Annotated in this window: 16 protein-coding genes; 6 read left to right on the top strand and 10 right to left on the bottom strand. The window is 73.0% G+C overall.

Annotated elements, in window-relative coordinates; genetic code table 11:
- The first annotated feature begins 39 nt into the window (after nucleotides 1-39).
- The 4 genes from LZ198_RS05400 to pdxA all read left to right on the top strand — a co-directional run bounded on the left by LZ198_RS05400 (nucleotide 40) and on the right by pdxA (nucleotide 4,204).
- The gene (locus LZ198_RS05400; RefSeq protein WP_253970799.1) at nucleotides 40-1,047 is read left to right on the top strand and encodes a peptidylprolyl isomerase; all 1,008 of its coding nucleotides are present in this window, start codon (nucleotides 40-42) and stop codon (nucleotides 1,045-1,047) included.
- Nucleotides 1,048-1,121: 74 nt separating this feature from the next.
- Nucleotides 1,122-2,117, top strand: a complete 996-nt coding sequence (locus LZ198_RS05405) for a peptidylprolyl isomerase (RefSeq protein ID WP_253970800.1) — start codon at nucleotides 1,122-1,124, stop codon at nucleotides 2,115-2,117.
- Nucleotides 2,118-2,178: 61 nt separating this feature from the next.
- On the top strand, nucleotides 2,179-3,147 hold the full coding sequence (locus tag LZ198_RS05410) for a peptidylprolyl isomerase (RefSeq protein ID WP_253970801.1): 969 nt from the start codon (nucleotides 2,179-2,181) through the stop codon (nucleotides 3,145-3,147).
- A gap of 34 nt (nucleotides 3,148-3,181) precedes the next feature.
- Nucleotides 3,182-4,204 (top strand): 4-hydroxythreonine-4-phosphate dehydrogenase PdxA, encoded by a 1,023-nt coding sequence (gene pdxA / locus LZ198_RS05415; RefSeq protein ID WP_253970802.1) that lies wholly within the window; start codon nucleotides 3,182-3,184, stop codon nucleotides 4,202-4,204.
- Here the strand turns inward: pdxA and LZ198_RS05420 are convergent.
- A complete protein-coding gene (locus LZ198_RS05420; protein ID WP_253970803.1) occupies nucleotides 4,128-4,460 on the bottom strand; it encodes a (2Fe-2S) ferredoxin domain-containing protein in 333 nt (110 codons plus the stop codon). The two genes, pdxA and LZ198_RS05420, sit on opposite strands and share 77 nt — an antisense overlap.
- A gap of 35 nt (nucleotides 4,461-4,495) precedes the next feature.
- The gene (locus LZ198_RS05425) at nucleotides 4,496-6,265 is read right to left on the bottom strand and encodes an AgmX/PglI C-terminal domain-containing protein (RefSeq protein ID WP_253970804.1); all 1,770 of its coding nucleotides are present in this window, start codon (nucleotides 6,263-6,265) and stop codon (nucleotides 4,496-4,498) included.
- 247 nt (nucleotides 6,266-6,512) lie between these two features.
- Here LZ198_RS05425 and LZ198_RS05430 point away from each other — a divergent pair, with 247 nt between their 5' ends.
- Nucleotides 6,513-7,010, top strand: coding sequence for a nuclear transport factor 2 family protein (locus tag LZ198_RS05430; protein WP_253970805.1), 498 nt, complete (start codon nucleotides 6,513-6,515; stop codon nucleotides 7,008-7,010).
- Between the two features lie 15 nt (nucleotides 7,011-7,025).
- Here LZ198_RS05430 and LZ198_RS05435 read toward each other — a convergent pair whose 3' ends face one another.
- From LZ198_RS05435 to LZ198_RS05470, 8 genes are all read right to left on the bottom strand, one after another.
- Entirely contained in the window at nucleotides 7,026-7,436 is a 411-nt protein-coding gene (locus LZ198_RS05435; protein ID WP_253970806.1) for a response regulator, read from the bottom strand.
- Nucleotides 7,436-8,185, bottom strand: coding sequence for an ATP-binding protein (locus LZ198_RS05440; protein ID WP_253970807.1), 750 nt, complete (start codon nucleotides 8,183-8,185; stop codon nucleotides 7,436-7,438). Before LZ198_RS05440 ends, LZ198_RS05435 begins: the two co-directional genes overlap by 1 nt.
- Nucleotides 8,186-8,188: 3 nt before the next feature.
- On the bottom strand, nucleotides 8,189-8,962 hold the full coding sequence (locus tag LZ198_RS05445) for a response regulator (RefSeq protein WP_253971099.1): 774 nt from the start codon (nucleotides 8,960-8,962) through the stop codon (nucleotides 8,189-8,191).
- A complete protein-coding gene (locus tag LZ198_RS05450; RefSeq protein ID WP_253970808.1) occupies nucleotides 8,962-10,383 on the bottom strand; it encodes a sensor histidine kinase in 1,422 nt (473 codons plus the stop codon). Before LZ198_RS05450 ends, LZ198_RS05445 begins: the two co-directional genes overlap by 1 nt.
- Nucleotides 10,380-11,015, bottom strand: coding sequence for a thioredoxin domain-containing protein (locus LZ198_RS05455; RefSeq protein ID WP_253970809.1), 636 nt, complete (start codon nucleotides 11,013-11,015; stop codon nucleotides 10,380-10,382). The genes LZ198_RS05450 and LZ198_RS05455 overlap by 4 nt, the downstream gene beginning before the upstream one ends.
- The gene (locus LZ198_RS05460) at nucleotides 11,012-11,452 is read right to left on the bottom strand and encodes a response regulator (RefSeq protein WP_253970810.1); all 441 of its coding nucleotides are present in this window, start codon (nucleotides 11,450-11,452) and stop codon (nucleotides 11,012-11,014) included. The genes LZ198_RS05455 and LZ198_RS05460 overlap by 4 nt, the downstream gene beginning before the upstream one ends.
- 201 nt (nucleotides 11,453-11,653) lie before the next feature.
- Entirely contained in the window at nucleotides 11,654-12,661 is a 1,008-nt protein-coding gene (locus LZ198_RS05465) for a zinc-dependent alcohol dehydrogenase family protein (RefSeq protein WP_253970811.1), read from the bottom strand.
- Nucleotides 12,662-12,741: 80 nt separating this feature from the next.
- Nucleotides 12,742-14,169, bottom strand: coding sequence for an LA_2272 family surface repeat-containing protein (locus LZ198_RS05470; RefSeq protein WP_253970812.1), 1,428 nt, complete (start codon nucleotides 14,167-14,169; stop codon nucleotides 12,742-12,744).
- Between the two features lie 201 nt (nucleotides 14,170-14,370).
- On the opposite strand from LZ198_RS05470, the gene LZ198_RS05475 reads away from it, so the two are divergent.
- Complete coding sequence (locus LZ198_RS05475) at nucleotides 14,371-15,318, top strand: aldo/keto reductase (RefSeq protein WP_253970813.1); 948 nt, start codon at nucleotides 14,371-14,373, stop codon at nucleotides 15,316-15,318.
- The last annotated feature ends 4 nt before the right edge of the window (nucleotides 15,319-15,322 follow it).

Genomic DNA, 15,322 nt, shown 5'->3' on the forward strand with positions numbered 1-15,322 from the left:
GACCTCCCCCGCCGTGCTACCCGGAGGCCCCCTGTCCCCATGAGCCTGAGTCCCCGCCTCGTCACCCTCGCCCTGCTGGCGCCCGCCGCGTGCGGCCGCGCCCCGGCGGACGTCGCCCCCGGCCAGGTGGTGATGGACCTGCGCCACACGCGCGGCGAGGGCGGGCAGGCGGTGGCGCGCTGGGCCGGTGACTCGCTCACGGCCCAGGAGCTGGGCGGGCGCTTCCTGGAGATGAGCCCCGCGCTGCGCGAGCGCTACGTCGCCGCCGCCCCGCGCCGCGAGTACGTGGAGTCGCTGGCCCGCTTCGACCTGCTGGTGCGCGACGCGCTCGCCCAGGGCTACCAGGACGACCCGGACGTCATCGAGGCCACGCGCCGCGCGCTGGTGGCCCGGGTGATGCGCGCCCGGCTGGAGCAGGCCCCCGTCCGCGTCACCGAGGACGAGCTCGCCCGGGCCTACACCGCGCGCCGCGACGACTTCGTCCGCCCGGAGACGGTGCGCCTGTCGCACGTCTTCCTCGCCGCGCCCCGGGGCGACGCCGCCCGCGAGGCCGAGGCCCGCTCCCAGGCGGAGACGCTGCTGGCGCGGGCACACGCGCTCCCCCCCATGGACTTCGAGGGCTTCGGGAAGCTGGCGCGCGAGCACAGCCAGGAGCCTCGCACCGCGCCCCTGGATGGCGACCTGCGCTTCCTGTCCGACGACGCGCTCGCCCGCGACCACGGCCCGGAGGTGGCCGCGGCGGCGCGCGCGCTGACCGGGGAGGGCGCGCTCAGCGGCGTGGTGCGCACCGCCGCGGGCTTCCACGTGCTGAAGCTGCGCGCGCGGAGGCCCGCCCTGGACCTCTCGCTGGCCGACGTGCGCGAGGAGCTGCGCGTGCGGCTGGAGGGCGAGAAGCGCTCGCGCGCGTGGGCGGAGTACCTGGCGCGCGTGGAGAAGCAGGGGTCCCTCGCCGTGGACGCGGACGCGCTGGCCCGGGTGCCGGTGGACGTCCAGGCGCCCATGCGTCCCCCCTCGGGCCCGCTCCCGGGCATGGTGCCCGCGCCATGAGGGCCCGCTTGCCTGCCCGGGCCCCCGTCCACAGCTTCGGGAGTCGCCCCCACCCTTCCCCCAGGACCTCGCGCATGCGCCTTCCTCCCACCCGCGCCCCCTTCCTGTCCCTGCTCTGCGCCCTGGCGGCGCTGGGCTCCGCCTGCAACACGCCGCCCAAGACGCAGGTGGACGCCAACGTGGTGGCCTCGGTGAACGGCGAGGCGCTCTCCCGCGCGGAGTTCGAGCAGGAGCTGGGCCGCGAGCTGGCCTCCACGGAGGCCTCGCAGCGCACGCCGGAGGAGATCGAGCCCTTCAAGCGCACGCTGCTGGACACGTCCATCCACCGGATGCTGCTCCTGCAGGCGGCGCGGAAGAACAACATCACCGTCACCCCGGAGGAGGTCGACCGGGGGGTGCTGCGGCTGTCGGGCGACTACCCGGCCGGCAACTTCAACGAGGTGCTCGCCCAGGGCCAGTTGTCCATGGCGGAGCTGCGCGCGCGGGAGACCAACCGGCTCATCATCGAGAAGCTCTTCGCCAACCACGTCTACTCGCGCGTGGCGGTGACGGAGGAGGAGCTGCGCGCCTACTACACCGTCCACGAGGCGGAGCTGAACGAGCCCGAGCAGGTGCACGCGGCGCAAATCGTGGTGAAGGGCCTGGACGAGGCGCGGCGGCTGCAGGCGCAGCTCAAGACGGGGAAGAAGTTCTCGGACCTGGCGCGCAGGTACTCGCTGAGCGCGGACGCCAAGGTGGGGGGCGACCTGGGCTTCTTCCCCCGAGGACAGATGCCGCCGGCCTTCGACGAGGTGGTATTCAAGCTCGGGGTCGGGCAGGTTTCGGACGTGGTGTCCACGGAGTACGGCTACCACCTCTTCAAGGTGTTGGAGCGCAAGGCCGCGCGGAAGCGGGACCTGGGCGAGGCCCGGCAGTGGGTGGAGGCCAAGCTCCTGGAGCAGAAGCGGACGGAGGCCCAGGAGGCCTTCGAGAAGGAGCTGCGGGACAAGGCGCAGGTCCAGGTGAACGAGCCCACCCTGCAGGCCATCCGCGGACAGCCCGCGGCGCCCGCGCAGGCGGCGAAGCAGTGACGGAATCGAGGGCCCGGCTTCGGGTTGGACGGGCCCGGTGTGGTGCGGAAGGATGCACGGAATGAAGAAGCTGGTGGCATTCGTCGCTTCGGCGGCGCTCCTGGCGGGCGCCTCGACGGCGCACGCGGAGCTGGTGGACAAGGTGGCCGCGGTGGTGAACCGCGACATCATCGCGATGTCGGAGGTGCAGCAGCGCGCCGCGCCGGAGCTGTCGCGCATCAACGACCCGGACCCGCGCAAGCGCGCCGAGCAGCGCACCCTGCTGCTGAAGACGGCCCTGGACACCCTCATCGGCGAGAAGCTGATGGAGTCCGAAATCACGGAGATGGGCATCACCGCCACCGAGGGTGAGGTGGACGAGCTGGTGGCCGACGTGCGCCGGCAGAACAACATCACCGACGACGCGCAGTTCGAGCAGGTCCTGGTCAGCGAGGGCCTGACGATGAAGTCGTACCGGGACATGCTGCGCAAGCGCATCCTCCGGGACCGCCTGCTGCGCATGAAGGTGGGCCCCAAGGTGAAGATCACCGAGGAGGACCTGAAGGCCGCCTACAACCAGTACGCGCGCGTGGAGAGCGAGGACTCGGAGGTCCACGCCCGCCACATCCTGGTGCAGGTGGACCCGAAGGCCACGCCGGAGCAGGTGGAGGCCGCGCGCAAGAAGGCCGAGGGCATCGCCCAGGAGGCCCGGCGCCCGGGCATGGACTTCTCCGCCCTGGCCCGCGCCCGCAGCGAGGGCCCCAGCGCGTCCGACGGTGGTGACCTGGGCTGGTTCAAGCGCGGCGTCATGGTGGCCGCGTTCGAGAAGGTCGCCTTCGCCCTCAAGGAGGGGGACGTGAGCGAGCCGGTGCGCACCAACTTCGGCTGGCACGTGCTGAAGGTGGAGGAGAAGCGCTCGGTGGCCGCCGAGACCTACGAGGAGATGCGCCCGAAGCTGGAGTCGAAGCTGCTCTCGGAGAAGACGGACAAGTTCCTCGAGCAGTACGTGCAGGAGCTGCGGCAGAAGGCCAACGTCGACGTGAAGATGTAGCCGTCCGGCCTGGACGGGGGGATGCTCCGGCGCCGTGAGCCTCCCCCTCGTCGGTATCTCCCTCGGAGATGTGTCGGGCATCGGGCCGGAAGTGACGGCCGCCGCCCTGGCCCTCCCCTCCGTGCGTCGCGCGCTCGTCCCCGTCGTCTTCGGGGACGGCCCCACGCTGGAGCGCTTCCCCGTCTTCCGTCGCTACGCCCGCGTGGAGCCCGGCGCGCTGACGCGCGTGGAGGGGCCCACCCGGGTCGAGGTGTCCCGGCTCGCGGAGAAGGACCGCGTCCCGGGTCGCCCCTCGCGCGCGGGCGGCAGGGCGCAGTACGCGTACGTGACGGCCGCCATCGACGCCATGCGCGCGGGCCACGTGGACGCGCTGTGCACCGCCCCCGTGTCGAAGGAGCAGATCTCCCGCGCGGGCATCCCCTTCATGGGCCACACGGAGGTGCTCGCGGACGCCTTCGGGGTGGAGGTGATGATGATGATGGACGGGCCCCGCGTGCGCATCGCGCTGGCGACCAACCACGTCCCGCTCGCCGCGCTGCCGAAGCTGCTCACGGTGGAGGGGCTCACCGCGCAGCTCAAGCTCCTGTCGCGCAGCCTCGCGCCCGTGGTGGGACGCAGGCCGCGCATCGCCGTGCTGGGGCTCAACCCCCACGCCGGCGAGGGGGGCCTCCTGGGCCGCGAGGAGGTGGAGGTGATTGGCCCCGCCATCCGCAAGGCGCGCGCGGCGAAGGTGGATGCGCGCGGGCCCCTCCCCTCGGACGGGCTCTTCGCCCGGCCGGACGAGGTGGGCAAGGCGTACGACGCGGTGCTGGCCATGTACCACGACCAGGGCCTCATCCCGGCGAAGGCGCTCGACTTCGAGCGCACCGTCAACGTGACGCTGGGGCTGCCGGTGCCGCGCACGTCGCCCGACCACGGCACCGCGTACGCCATCGCCGGTCAGGGGAAGGCGAGCTGCGTGCCCATGGTGGAGGCCCTGCTCAAGGCCGCCCGGCTCGCGCGGCCTCCCGCCCGAGCAGCTCGGCGAGGTCCTCGCCGTCCTTCGCCGCGTCGATGAGCTCCGCGTGGGCCCCCCTGCCGCCGGGTGGAATCACCAGCACCGTGACGAGGCCCCGGGGACACTCACCGAGACACCCCGAGGAGAGCACGCGGGTGGTGATGGCGAGCCCCCGCTTGTGCAGGGCCTCGCGGATGCGCCGGGGCAGGTCCACGCCGCCCAGGCTCGGGTCCAGGCGCACGCGGCAGTTGTGACAGACGTGCACCTCGGTGGGTTCGGAGCCCGCTTCGGGCTCGGGTGGGAGGGGGGCGCGCATCGTCGGCGGACAGCATAGGGCCAGCGTCGGCCCGGCTAGAAGACGAACGGGAAGCGGATGGGCTCGCTCATCCGGACGTGGTGCTCGGGGAACTTCCAGCCGCGCACCACCCCCTCGATACAACCCGCGAGCGGCGTGGAGCGCAGCGACGCCGTGTCCATGGCGACGTCCGTCGTCTCGCCGCTCGGGAGCACGGACCAGCGCACGGTGAAGCGCCCGCCCTCTTCCCCCTTCGTGTCCTGGGCGTGCCGACGGATGCACGCGGTGATGGCGGGCTGGTGGGCCACGACGACCTGCCGCACGTCGTCCGGCGTCAGCGACGCCTTTCCGTCGAGCGCCGGGGGCACGTAGACGGTCCGCGTGGGCGCGGCCTCCTCCGCGCGCGCGGCGTCCGCCTCCTCCGTGAAGCCCAGCTCACGCGCGAACTCCTCGTCCGGCCCCGTCTCGACGGCGGCCTCCACGGCCTCGGTCGCGACGCTCGCGGTGTCGTCATCCGAGGCCTCGCCGCTGTCGAAGGACAGCTCCTGCACCGCCGGCGGCGCGGCGGGGGTCGCCGCCGGTGGCGCGGCGGAGGGCTCGGAGACGTCTCGCGCGCGACGTGGGGCGTTCTTCACGGCCAGGGTGTCACGGCGCGCCATCAGCTCCGCGCCAGGTGTCCCCGAGACCGCGCGCGGCAACTGGGTGCCCCCCGTCGCCGTCCCGCCCGCGTGAAGGCCGTTCGCGGCGCCGCGCACCTCCGCGCCCGGGACACTGACGCCTCCCGCGAGGGGGAGCAGCGAGCCTCGAGAGACCGCCAGCGACGGTGGAGTCGACGCGCCAGGCGGAGACGACAGCCCCGTCCCGACGTGCGCCGGCTGCGCCTGCGACGGCGGCGCACCGGGCGTCGACGCGAGGCCTGCCCCCGACGACATCGCCTGCGTCGATGCACCGGGAGAGGGGACCACTCCTCGCGGTGACGCGGGTTCCCCACCCGGCGACGTCACCTGTCCCGAGGACGTGCCGTTCACCGGCGCGAGCTCCTGCCCCAACCCCGCGGTGGGGCCCACCGGAGACCGCGCCTCTCCTCCGCCTCCTGGCACGCCGTGCAGGTCCGCACCGGAGAAGCCCGTGCGCGCCACCGGTCCGCCGTACTTCAGGATGCGCAGGCTCAGGACACCGAGAATCACCGCCGCGACCACCCCCACCGCCGCGACGCCCAGCAGCATCCCGGACATGAGGTCGAACCGCCGCTGGGGACGCGCCCGCGACACCTCGGGCGCCAGGGGCATCGGAGGCCCCATGCGAAGCCCCCACGGCTGCTGCTGGAGATTGAGCCCGGGCCGAGCGTCGGCCCCGTGGTCGAAAGCGCCGGCCGCGTCTCCACGCGACTCCCGCTCCGACGCCACGTCATCGACCGGATGAGCCCACGGCGCGCGCACGGGCATGGCGATGCGCAAACGCGGGTTCGCGCGCATCCACGCGGGGAGCACCACGGGGGACGTTGCGTCCGGAGGCTCCATCCCCCCGGGCGCGGGGAGCCCGCCCAGCCACCGCGTCTCCTCCTCCGCCAGCTCGAGCAACGCGCGCATCCCGGCGCTCGGCTCGCGCGAGGAGTCATCCCCGTCCGGGGTGACGTCCTCCTCCCGGGGCTCGATGCGCAGCTCGCGGTCCAGGTACGCGTCGAGGTCCTCGTCGAGCGCCTCCGTCACGCTCATCGGCTCGTCGAGCCCCAGCGGCTCGGCGTCCGCGTGCGCGTGCGTCGCCCCAGGAGTCCCCACGCCCCGCGTACGGAAACGCCCCTCGTCCCCCGACAGCAGCTCGCCCATACACCCTCCCGCGACCGCGCGGCCCGTTCCGCGTCAGGGTCCGCAACGTAGGGATGGGTTGGGTTCACGCCACCGGGAGTGTCCTCCAGCGGACGCGCGGCCCTCCCACGAGGCCCGTCCTGTCCGCTGCCACACCGGTCACATGCTTGCCCACGCCGAGCCACGCATGCGCACCGACACGCGCTCCCCCGACGCCCAGCGACGAATTCCTGGCCCGGACCGGAGGGACCATGTTCAAACGGGGACCGTGCGCCTCCACCTCGTCCTGCTGCCGGGCCTCGTCGCGCTGCTGTCCGCGTGCGCCAGCGGCCACGGTGCCTCGCGGAGCCCGTCCACCATGCCCACCCACGACACCGAAGAAGTCCGGGCGCTCCTCGCGCTCGAACACGCCGTCGTCCGTGCCATCCAGTCGCGCGACACGCACGCCCTCCAGGCGCTCGTCGCGGAGGACTTCGTCTTCCGGGGCCCCGACGGCACGGAGCTGGGCCGGGCGGACTTCCTCGCCGGCATCGCCGCCATCCCCGGCACGCTCCTCTCCGTCGAGACGGAGTCCCTGCGCGCCCACGTCTTCGGGGATACCGGCGTGCTGACGGGCATCCAGCGTGCCCGCGTGCGCCTGGACGACGGCACCGAGGCCGCGGATGCCGCGACGTTCACCGACGTGTGTCAGCGGCGCGAGGGGCGCTGGTGGCTCATCCTCGCGCACAGCCTGCCGACCCCACCCGGCGCCCCCACCGCGCCGTGAGCCCCGAGCAGCGGCTCAGGGACGACGCGGGCCCGACGCGGTCGACGACATCCCCAGCGGGCGCTGGGGCAACAGCTTGAAGAGGAACGCCAGCAGCGCCTCGAAGTGGTCACCCTTGCGGAACACCGCGTCCACCGGCATGTCGATGGCGCTGTCCGCCCCGGTGACGAACACCACCTTCGCCCCCGGCATGTGGTGACGCACCAGCGGAATCAGCCCCGTGCCGAAGCCGTCACCGAGGCTCTGGTCCAGCAGCACCGCGTCGATCGGCCGGGGGTGGTTGAGCCACTTCTCCGCTTCCGAATACGACCCCGCCGTCACCACCGCGAAGCCCGCCTCCTCCAACAGCGCCGCGAGGGTCATCCGGTTGGACGGGTCGTCCTCCACCAGCAGCAGGCATCGCCCGAAGGTCCAGCTCGTCTCCATCACTTGTTCCCCCGTGTCTCTTCCTGGCTCGCGGGCCGCGTCCTGGCCCCCGCCTCTGGACGGTGGAGGAAAAGCACCTCCACGTGCGTGCCCCCGGTGGGGCCCCCATCCAGTGCCACCTTCCCGCCGTTGCGCAGCACCAAGCGCTGCACGATGTTCAATCCCAGTCCCGCGTGGCCCGGACGTGTCGAATAGAAGGGCTCGAAGGCCCGCGAATAGGCCTCCGCCACCAGTCCCTCGCCCGTGTCCTCCACGCGGATCGCCACGCCGCCCTCCCCTTCTTCAATGTCCCACGTCCGCACCGTGAGCAGTCCGCCGCGCGGCATCGCCTCCACCGCGTTGTCCACCAGACAGCGCACCAGCAACGCCAGGTCTTCCAGGTCCAACGGCACTTTGCCGCTGTCGCGGAAGTCGCGCTCCACGCGGACGTTGTCGTCGAGGCGCGCCTCCCCGAGCGCGTGCTCGGCGGCGTCGCGAGGACGGCAGCAGGGCCGCTCGCTGCTCACCACGGGGGCGCGGCGCGACAGCACCTCCTCCGCGGCGGCGAGCTCCCGGTCGATGAGCTGGAAGAAGGCCTCCACCCGGGCGTCCGCGCCCCAGGCGTCCGTCTTCTGCATCTTGCGCATCAGGTAGAACGACGCGTTGCGGATGCTGGCGAGCTTGTTGCGCAGGTCATGCCGCAGGGTGGAGGCCACTACGTCCGCCACCGCGGCTCGTTCCCGCGCCTGGAGGTCTGCGCGTGAATCCATCCGTCAATTCCTCGCGCCCTGGGGTCCCGCCCCTTGCGCCCGCGGTTGTCCTCGCACGCGCGCAATGGCTTGCACCAGCTCACGCAAGGGCACGGGCTTGGTCATGCACACGACCGCGCCCTGGGCCGCCACCTGTCTCAGCAGCTCCGGTACCACATGGCCAGACATGGCGATGACGGCCACGGACAGGTCCGCCGCCTTCACCTTCGCCACCAGCTCCGGCCCGCTCATCTCCGGCATCACCAGGTCGAGCACGCACACGTCGAAGTCGCCGGAGCGCAGCACCGCCAGCGCCTCCTCGCCGTTGTAGACGGCGCGCGCGCGCAGCCCCACCGTGCTCAGCGCGCGCACCATGGCCCGCGCCACCGGCTCCGTGTCGTCCACCACCAGCACCTGCGGCGCCCGCGCCGCGCGCAGGATGGTGTCCAGCGCGTGCGTCACGTCGAAGGGCTTGGGCAGCACCGTGAAGGCGCCCTCCGCCAGCGCGTCCTCCACCAGCTCCTCGGCCGTGAAGGCCGTCATCAGCACCACGGGCATGTCCGGCCGCGCCTGCTTGATGCGGCGCAGCAGATCCACGCCGTGCAGGCCCGGCATGCGCATGTCGCTGAGCACCACGTCCACCGGCTGCTCACCCAGGAGGCGCAGCGCCTCCTCGCCGTTGGCGGCCTCCAGCACGGTGTGGCCCTCCAACTCCAGGTTCGCCGCGAGCGTGATGCGCAGCCCCTCCTCGTCGTCGACCAGCAAGATGCGAGCGGGGCCCAAAGACACGTCCTCCATCATGCGGCCTGCGCCGCCGCGGTTGCCGGAAGGTGGATGCGGAATTCACTACCCTGGCCGGCTTCGCTTCGCACAGAGATTGTGCCTCCGTGACGTTGCACCATGTTGGCCACAATGGCCAGCCCCAAGCCCGTGCCGCGCGTCTTGGTTGTGAACAGCGGCTCGAAAATCTTGGGCAGCACGTCCGGTGGGATGCCCGACCCGTCATCTATCACGCGAATCGCCCACGGCCCCGTTTCCGCGCCTTCCGCCAGCACTGAAACCTGTCCCGTGCGTCCCGGTGGCATCGCCTCGACGGCGTTCTGCACCAGGTTCACGAGGACCTGGCGGAACTGCTCCTTGTCGAGGTGGGGCACGGGCAGCGACTCGGGGACCTCGTTGAGGATGCGCACGCCCTCGCGGGTGGGCACGACGCCGATGGCCTCGTCCACCAGCGGGCGCAGCGGGCAGGGCTGCAGCGCCGGGGGCCGCTCGCGCGCGAAATCCAGCAGGTCGGAGATGATTTTCGCGCACGCCGACAGCTCGCGCTCCATGACGCCGAGGAACTGCGGGACCCGTGGGTCATCCGCGGCCCCGATGGCGTCCCGGCTCAAGCGTCGGGAGAGGTAGGCGTGGGCGTTGCGCACGGCGGCCAGCGGGTTGCGCAGCTCGTGGCCCACGCTCGCGGCCAGTTGCCCCACCGCCGCCAGCTTCTCCACGCGGATGAGGTGCTCCTGGAACCCGCTGAGCTCCCGCAGCGCGCGGTCCAGCTCCGCGGACTTGGCCTCCTCGCGCTCGCGCGCCAGCTCCAGCTCCGCGCGGCGCACCGCCACCTCGCGCATCTCCCGCCGCATGACGCGGCCGGCGTGCAGGAGCACCAGGTCCAGGAACCCCACCCAGACGGTGTGCTCCAGGAAGCGCCACGCCTCCGGGTCCGGGATGCCGTAGACGGACTCGGGCCACACCGCGCCGCGCACCACGTGGTCCAGCACCGTGGCGCCCGTGGCCGTCAGCAGCACCCAGGGGTCCCTGTAGAGGGACAGGAACGCCAGCGAGACGAAGATGTGGAAGTGCGTCTCGAGCCGTCCACCCGTGAGGTGGATGAGCAGGGCCGACCACAGCATCTGCGCCAGGGCCACGCCATGGCGGGTGGACACCGCCCCGGGGCGCCAGCGCGCCAGGGCGATGGGGAACACCGTGAGGGCCGCGCCCAGGAAGAGGGCGGTGTAGACGTGTGCGTGGAGGGCGCGCTCCTTGCCGTCCCAGCCGTAGGGCGCGAAGAAGAGCGCGACGAGGACACCGAACACCCACTGGGCCATCATCAACCCGGCGAAGAGGAGGTCCGTGCGGCGGCGCACCGTGTCCAGGTGCTCGCGGAAGAGCAGCACGGCGCGCTCCTTGAGCGCCACTGTCGAGCCGGGGGAGTCCTCCGAGGGCTTCATGGGGTGTTCTGGGCCCGGGCCTCGGGCGAATCCTCCAGCGCGCAACCGTAGACAGCGTTTTCCGACAGACCGCCCGTCCCGCCCGCCTCCTCCCGCAGCAGCGCCTCCACGGCGGACCTGCCCGGGTTGTCACCCCGATGTCCCCGCGCCAGGGTCATCCCACCCTGGAAGCGGAGCCGACCCGCGGCATCATAGAGCAAGGACTGGCCGGAGGTGACGGCGCCGAAGAGCCGGGCCCGTTCCCCCCCCACGTCCTCGAGCACGGTGACGCCGGGGATGGCGGTGGCCGAGCGCCACAGCGGGCTGCGCGTCCAGTCGCGGGGGGTGCCCGGGGGCGCGACGAAGAGCACCACGGCGTCCAGCCGGCCCCCGGCGTGCGCCATCAGCACCTCCAGCTCCCCCAGGCTGGCGCGGGTACAGGGGCAGTGGGGGTGCGCCAGCATCAACAGGAGGGGGCGGCCCTCCACCCGGGGCAGCCGGGCCGACGCCGGCCACGCCTCGGGCGCGCCCCGGGAGGCCCCCGGGGTGAGGGAATGCCGGGCCAGCAGCGCCATGCCACCCGTCACCACCACCAGCCACATCACGACTCCGACTGCCCACCCGCCCGCGCGTGCGGGGCCGGGATGCTTCATCGAGTGCTCCACTTCCGTTCCGCCAGCCCGGAGGACAACTGGCTCATCTCCCGCTTGAGGCGCGCGCCCTCCGCGGCGCGGCGGATCATCGCGACGAGGTCCGGAGGCTGGTAGGGCTTGAGGACCAGGTAGAAGAGACCCTGGGCATCCAGCCGGTCCCTCCAGTCCAGGTACTCACGGTAGCCGGTGATGAGCACACCCGCCAGATGCGGATGGTGCGCGAGCGCCTCCCGCAGGAGCTGGATGCCGGTGGGGCCGCCCGGCATGTGGAGGTCCGTGCAGAGCACGTCGAAGTGCTGGTGCGCCAGCCGCCTGCGCGCCTGCACGGCGTCATGCGCCGACTGGACGTCGAAGTCCTCGGAGAGCACAGCCGCGGTGGTGGCGAGCACGGACGCCTCGTCATCCACCAGCAGCACCTGGAGCCGCGGTGCATTCATGGCGGGAGCGCGGGCAGGATAACGCCCCCCGCCACGCTTCGGTCATGGATGCGACGGAGTGTTCTCCAATCACAGACATACCGGCACACGAGCGCTAGAGGGGCGGCACCTACACATCATGCGGGCTCGTGTCCCGCACGGGGAGACAGGCTCACGCCCGCCCGCCCGTCCGCGTGAAACACGGCGTCGTCGCGTCGACACTCACGCGTCCTCGAGGACCCGCAGCACCGCGGCGCCACGCACGCGGCCCTCGCGCAGCGCGGCCAGCGCCTCGTTCGCCTGGGCCAGGGGGAACACCTGCACCTCCGTGCGCACGGGCACCTGGGGCGCGAGCGCGAGGAAGTCCCGCGCGTCCGCGCGCGTGAGGTTCGCCACCGAACGCACCACGCGCTCCTCCCAGAGCAGGTCGTAGGAGAACGTGGGGATGTCGCTCATGTGGATGCCCCCGCACACCACCACGCCGCCCTTGTCCACGGCGCGCAGCGCGGCGGGCACCAGCGCGCCCACGGGGGCGAAGAGGATGGCCGCGTCCAACGGCTCCGGTGGCACCTCGTCCGAGCCGCCCGCCCACGTCGCGCCCAGCTCCCTCGCGAAGCGCTGCCCCGCCGCGTCTGCGGACCGCGTGAAGGCATACACGCGCCGCGCTTGATGACGAGCCACCTGGATGAGCACGTGCGCCGCGGCGCCAAAGCCATACAGCCCCAGCCGGGGCGCGTCGCCCGCCATGCGCAGACACCGGAAGCCGATGAGCCCCGCGCACATCAGCGGCGCCGCGTGCACGTCCGGGTAGCCCTCCGGCAGCGGGAAGCAGAAGCGGTGGTGCGCCAGCGTGTACTCCGCGTAGCCCCCATCCACCTGGTAGCCGGTGAAGCGGCCGAAGTCGCACAGGTTCTCGCGCCCGGAGACGCAGAAACGACAATAGCCGCAGCTCCACCCGAGCCACGGCACCCCCACCCGCGTCCCCACCTCGATGCCGCGCGCCTCCGGCCCCGCCTCCGCCACCGTCGCCACGATTTCATGGCCGGGGACCAGGGGCAGCTTGGGGCGCGTCAGCTCGCCGTCCACCACGTGCAGGTCCGTGCGACACACCGCGCACGCATGCACCCGCAGGAGCAGCTCCTCCGGGCCGGGCCTCGGGATGGGCCACGACTCCTCCCGCAGCGGCTGGCCCGGCTCGCGCAGGACCATGGCCCGCATGCTGCCTTCCATGGGCCCGCCCCCTTTCCCGCCCACGCCACCCGCGCGTGGGCGCTTCCTCACGACGAACATGGGGGGCGGCCCCGCCGTCGTCAAATCTGGATGCCCGCGAGCACGCCCGGCCAGGTGCGGATGATGGTGCGGCCGGAGGTCTCCTTCCACTCGGGCCCGATGCCCAGCTCCTTCCACGGGTCGCTGCCGTCCCACGTGACGAGCGTGTTGGCGCTGACGCCGCCGAACACCGCCAGCCGCCGCGCCAACTGCCAGCCCGCCATCACCCGGAGCTGCCCCAGGATGTGCTTCGAGTCCTCGTCCTCGTAGTCGAACAACCGGCGCGACGACAGGCTGGAGCCCATCACGTCGATGTCGAAGAAGAAGCGCCCGGCGGGGATGTGGCCTCCCAGGCCCGCGCCCACCGTGTAGTGGCGCCGCTCACCGTCGACGGGCGGCATGAAGCCCAGGGTGAACATCGTGTACAGGTGCTCGCCGCCCAGCTTGACGCCCACGTTCGTCAGCGCCACGTCGCTGCTCCACAACTGCAGGTTCGCCTGCCCGTTGCCGATGAGGCTCAACAGGCCCACCGCCTCGCCGTCCGTCCGCCCGGACACGTTGACCAGCCCCACCTGCGCGCCCTCCACGCTGCCCGCCACGTTGACCAGCCCCACCTGCGCGCCCTTCACCGCGCCGCCCACGTTGATGATGGAGATCTGCCCGCCGGACAGCGCCCCCGCGTAGCTGACGCCGGACGACATCTGCACGCCCGTCATCCGCGGCGCCACGTTGAGGCCCGCCGCCATCTGCAGGCCGTTCATCGTCCCGCTCGCGACGTTCACGCCCACCGCGAGCTGCGCGCCCACCATGTCCCCGCCCGCGATGTTCGCGCCCACGCCCAGCTGCGCCCCGTCCACCGCCCCCGTCGCCACGTTGCCGCCCACCGACAACTGCGCCCCGTCCACCTTCCCGCGCACGATGTTGGCGCCCACGGAGCCCTGCAGGCCGCCGAAGTCCGCCCTCGCCACGTTGGCGCCCACCGCGAGGTGCGTGCCCGTGGAGGGTCCGCCCACCACGTTGAGGCCCACCGCCAGGAGCGCGCCGCTCGCCTCCGCGCGGACCCAGTTGCCCCCGAGCGCGATGCCCAGCGCGTTCACCCGCTTGGCGTGGGTGGCGAGCAGGCCCAGCGACACGTCGTTGACCACGTTGCCCGTCGCGAACCCGGACGTGCTCAGCCCGGGCAGCACGGTGAGGCTGAAGGGCACGTGCACCTCGGCCGCCTCCTCCCGCACCTGGGCCCCCACCTTCGGCGCGTCCGCGGCCACCGCGCCCGCCGCCGTGGCCTCGATGAGGGGCGGAGGCGCCATCGCCCGCTCCAGCCCCGGCCCCTCCACCGCCACCTCCGCGCCCGCGTCCGACGACGGCGGCGTCACCGGTGCCTGCTCGGCCGCCTTCGCCTCCTCGGCGCCCGCCGAGAACGCCACCACCGCCGCCACGACCCCCGCACACACCGAGACCTTGCGCTTCATCGCCGCACCATCCTGAGCTGTTTCCGAGAAGGCCCCCGGGCCCGCGTCGCGGGCCTCGTGAGGCACCAGGGGCTGCCGAATCCTGGAGGACGTCGCCGCCCCCGTCCGCGCAACAGAACACCGGCCCCTCCGGGAACTGTCACCGGCCCGTGATTCGCCCCGCGCAGGCGCCATGCCGCCTCCGCGCGCTACGATGCGGGCATGTCCGGCTCCCCTCCTCCTCCGACGCGGCGGGACGTGCTCGCCGCGGGGCTCGGCGCCGCGCTGCTGCCCGGCGCGGCGAGGGCGCAGGCCGTGCGGACACCTCCTCCCACGACGAAGGTCCCCATGCTCACCCGCCCCATCCCCAAGTCGGGCGAGGCCCTGCCCGTCATCGGCCTCGGCACCTGGCAGACCTTCGACGTGGGCGCGGACCCCGCCGAGCGCGCCCCCTTGAAGGAGGTGCTGCGCCGCTTCCTCGACTCCGGCGCGCGCCTCGTCGACTCGTCGCCCATGTACGGCCGCGCCGAGCGCGTGGTGGGCGACGTGCTCGCCTCGCTGGGCGACGCACCCCGCCCCTTCCTCGCCTCCAAGGTGTGGACGACGGGCCGCGACGCGGGCCGCGCGCAGTTGGAGGCCAGCGTGCGCGACATGGGCCACGGGCGCATGGACCTGCTCCAGGTCCACAACCTCGTCGACTGGCGCACCCACCTGCCCGTGCTGCGGGAATGGAAGGCCGCCGGGCGCGTGCGGTACGTGGGCATCACCCACTACGCGCGCGGCGCCTTCGACGAGCTGGAGCGCCTCATGCGCGACGAGCCGCTCGACTTCGTCCAGCTTCCCTACTCGCTCGCCCTGCGCGACGCGGAGAAGCGGCTGTTGCCCGCCGCCGCGGCCCACGGCGTGGCGGTGCTCGTCATGCAGCCCTTCGCCACCGGCGACCTCTTCCAGCGCGTGCGCGGCAAGCCCCTGCCGGAGTGGGCCGCGGACTTCGACTGCGGGAGCTGGGCGCAGTTCTTCCTCAAGTTCGTGCTCGGCCACCCCGCGGTGAACTGCCCGCTGCCCGCCACGAGCAAGCCCGAGCACGTCGCGGACAACCTGCGCGCGGGGCTCGGGCGGCTGCCGGACGAGAAGACGCGGGCGCGCATGGCCCGCGTCCTCGCCCCCTGACGGC

Source organism: Myxococcus dinghuensis (assembly GCF_024198235.1).
In the GTDB taxonomy this organism is placed as follows: domain Bacteria; phylum Myxococcota; class Myxococcia; order Myxococcales; family Myxococcaceae; genus Myxococcus; species Myxococcus dinghuensis.

Excerpts from the sequence above, each read along its gene's own strand:
- LZ198_RS05405 (WP_253970800.1), top strand. The coding sequence starts at position 1,122 with ATGCGCCTTCCTCCCACCCGCGCCCCCTTCCTGTCCCTGCTCTGCGCC.
- LZ198_RS05410 (WP_253970801.1), top strand. The coding sequence starts at position 2,179 with ATGAAGAAGCTGGTGGCATTCGTCGCTTCGGCGGCGCTCCTGGCGGGC.
- LZ198_RS05465 (WP_253970811.1), bottom strand. The coding sequence starts at position 12,661 with ATGGAAGGCAGCATGCGGGCCATGGTCCTGCGCGAGCCGGGCCAGCCG.
- LZ198_RS05435 (WP_253970806.1), bottom strand. The coding sequence starts at position 7,436 with ATGGAGACGAGCTGGACCTTCGGGCGATGCCTGCTGCTGGTGGAGGAC.
- LZ198_RS05445 (WP_253971099.1), bottom strand. The coding sequence starts at position 8,962 with ATGGAGGACGTGTCTTTGGGCCCCGCTCGCATCTTGCTGGTCGACGAC.
- LZ198_RS05475 (WP_253970813.1), top strand. The coding sequence starts at position 14,371 with ATGTCCGGCTCCCCTCCTCCTCCGACGCGGCGGGACGTGCTCGCCGCG.
- LZ198_RS05440 (WP_253970807.1), bottom strand. The coding sequence starts at position 8,185 with ATGGATTCACGCGCAGACCTCCAGGCGCGGGAACGAGCCGCGGTGGCG.
- LZ198_RS05455 (WP_253970809.1), bottom strand. The coding sequence starts at position 11,015 with ATGAAGCATCCCGGCCCCGCACGCGCGGGCGGGTGGGCAGTCGGAGTC.
- LZ198_RS05460 (WP_253970810.1), bottom strand. The coding sequence starts at position 11,452 with ATGAATGCACCGCGGCTCCAGGTGCTGCTGGTGGATGACGAGGCGTCC.
- LZ198_RS05450 (WP_253970808.1), bottom strand. The coding sequence starts at position 10,383 with ATGAAGCCCTCGGAGGACTCCCCCGGCTCGACAGTGGCGCTCAAGGAG.
- LZ198_RS05400 (WP_253970799.1), top strand. The coding sequence starts at position 40 with ATGAGCCTGAGTCCCCGCCTCGTCACCCTCGCCCTGCTGGCGCCCGCC.
- LZ198_RS05470 (WP_253970812.1), bottom strand. The coding sequence starts at position 14,169 with ATGAAGCGCAAGGTCTCGGTGTGTGCGGGGGTCGTGGCGGCGGTGGTG.
- LZ198_RS05425 (WP_253970804.1), bottom strand. The coding sequence starts at position 6,265 with ATGGGCGAGCTGCTGTCGGGGGACGAGGGGCGTTTCCGTACGCGGGGC.
- LZ198_RS05420 (WP_253970803.1), bottom strand. The coding sequence starts at position 4,460 with ATGCGCGCCCCCCTCCCACCCGAGCCCGAAGCGGGCTCCGAACCCACC.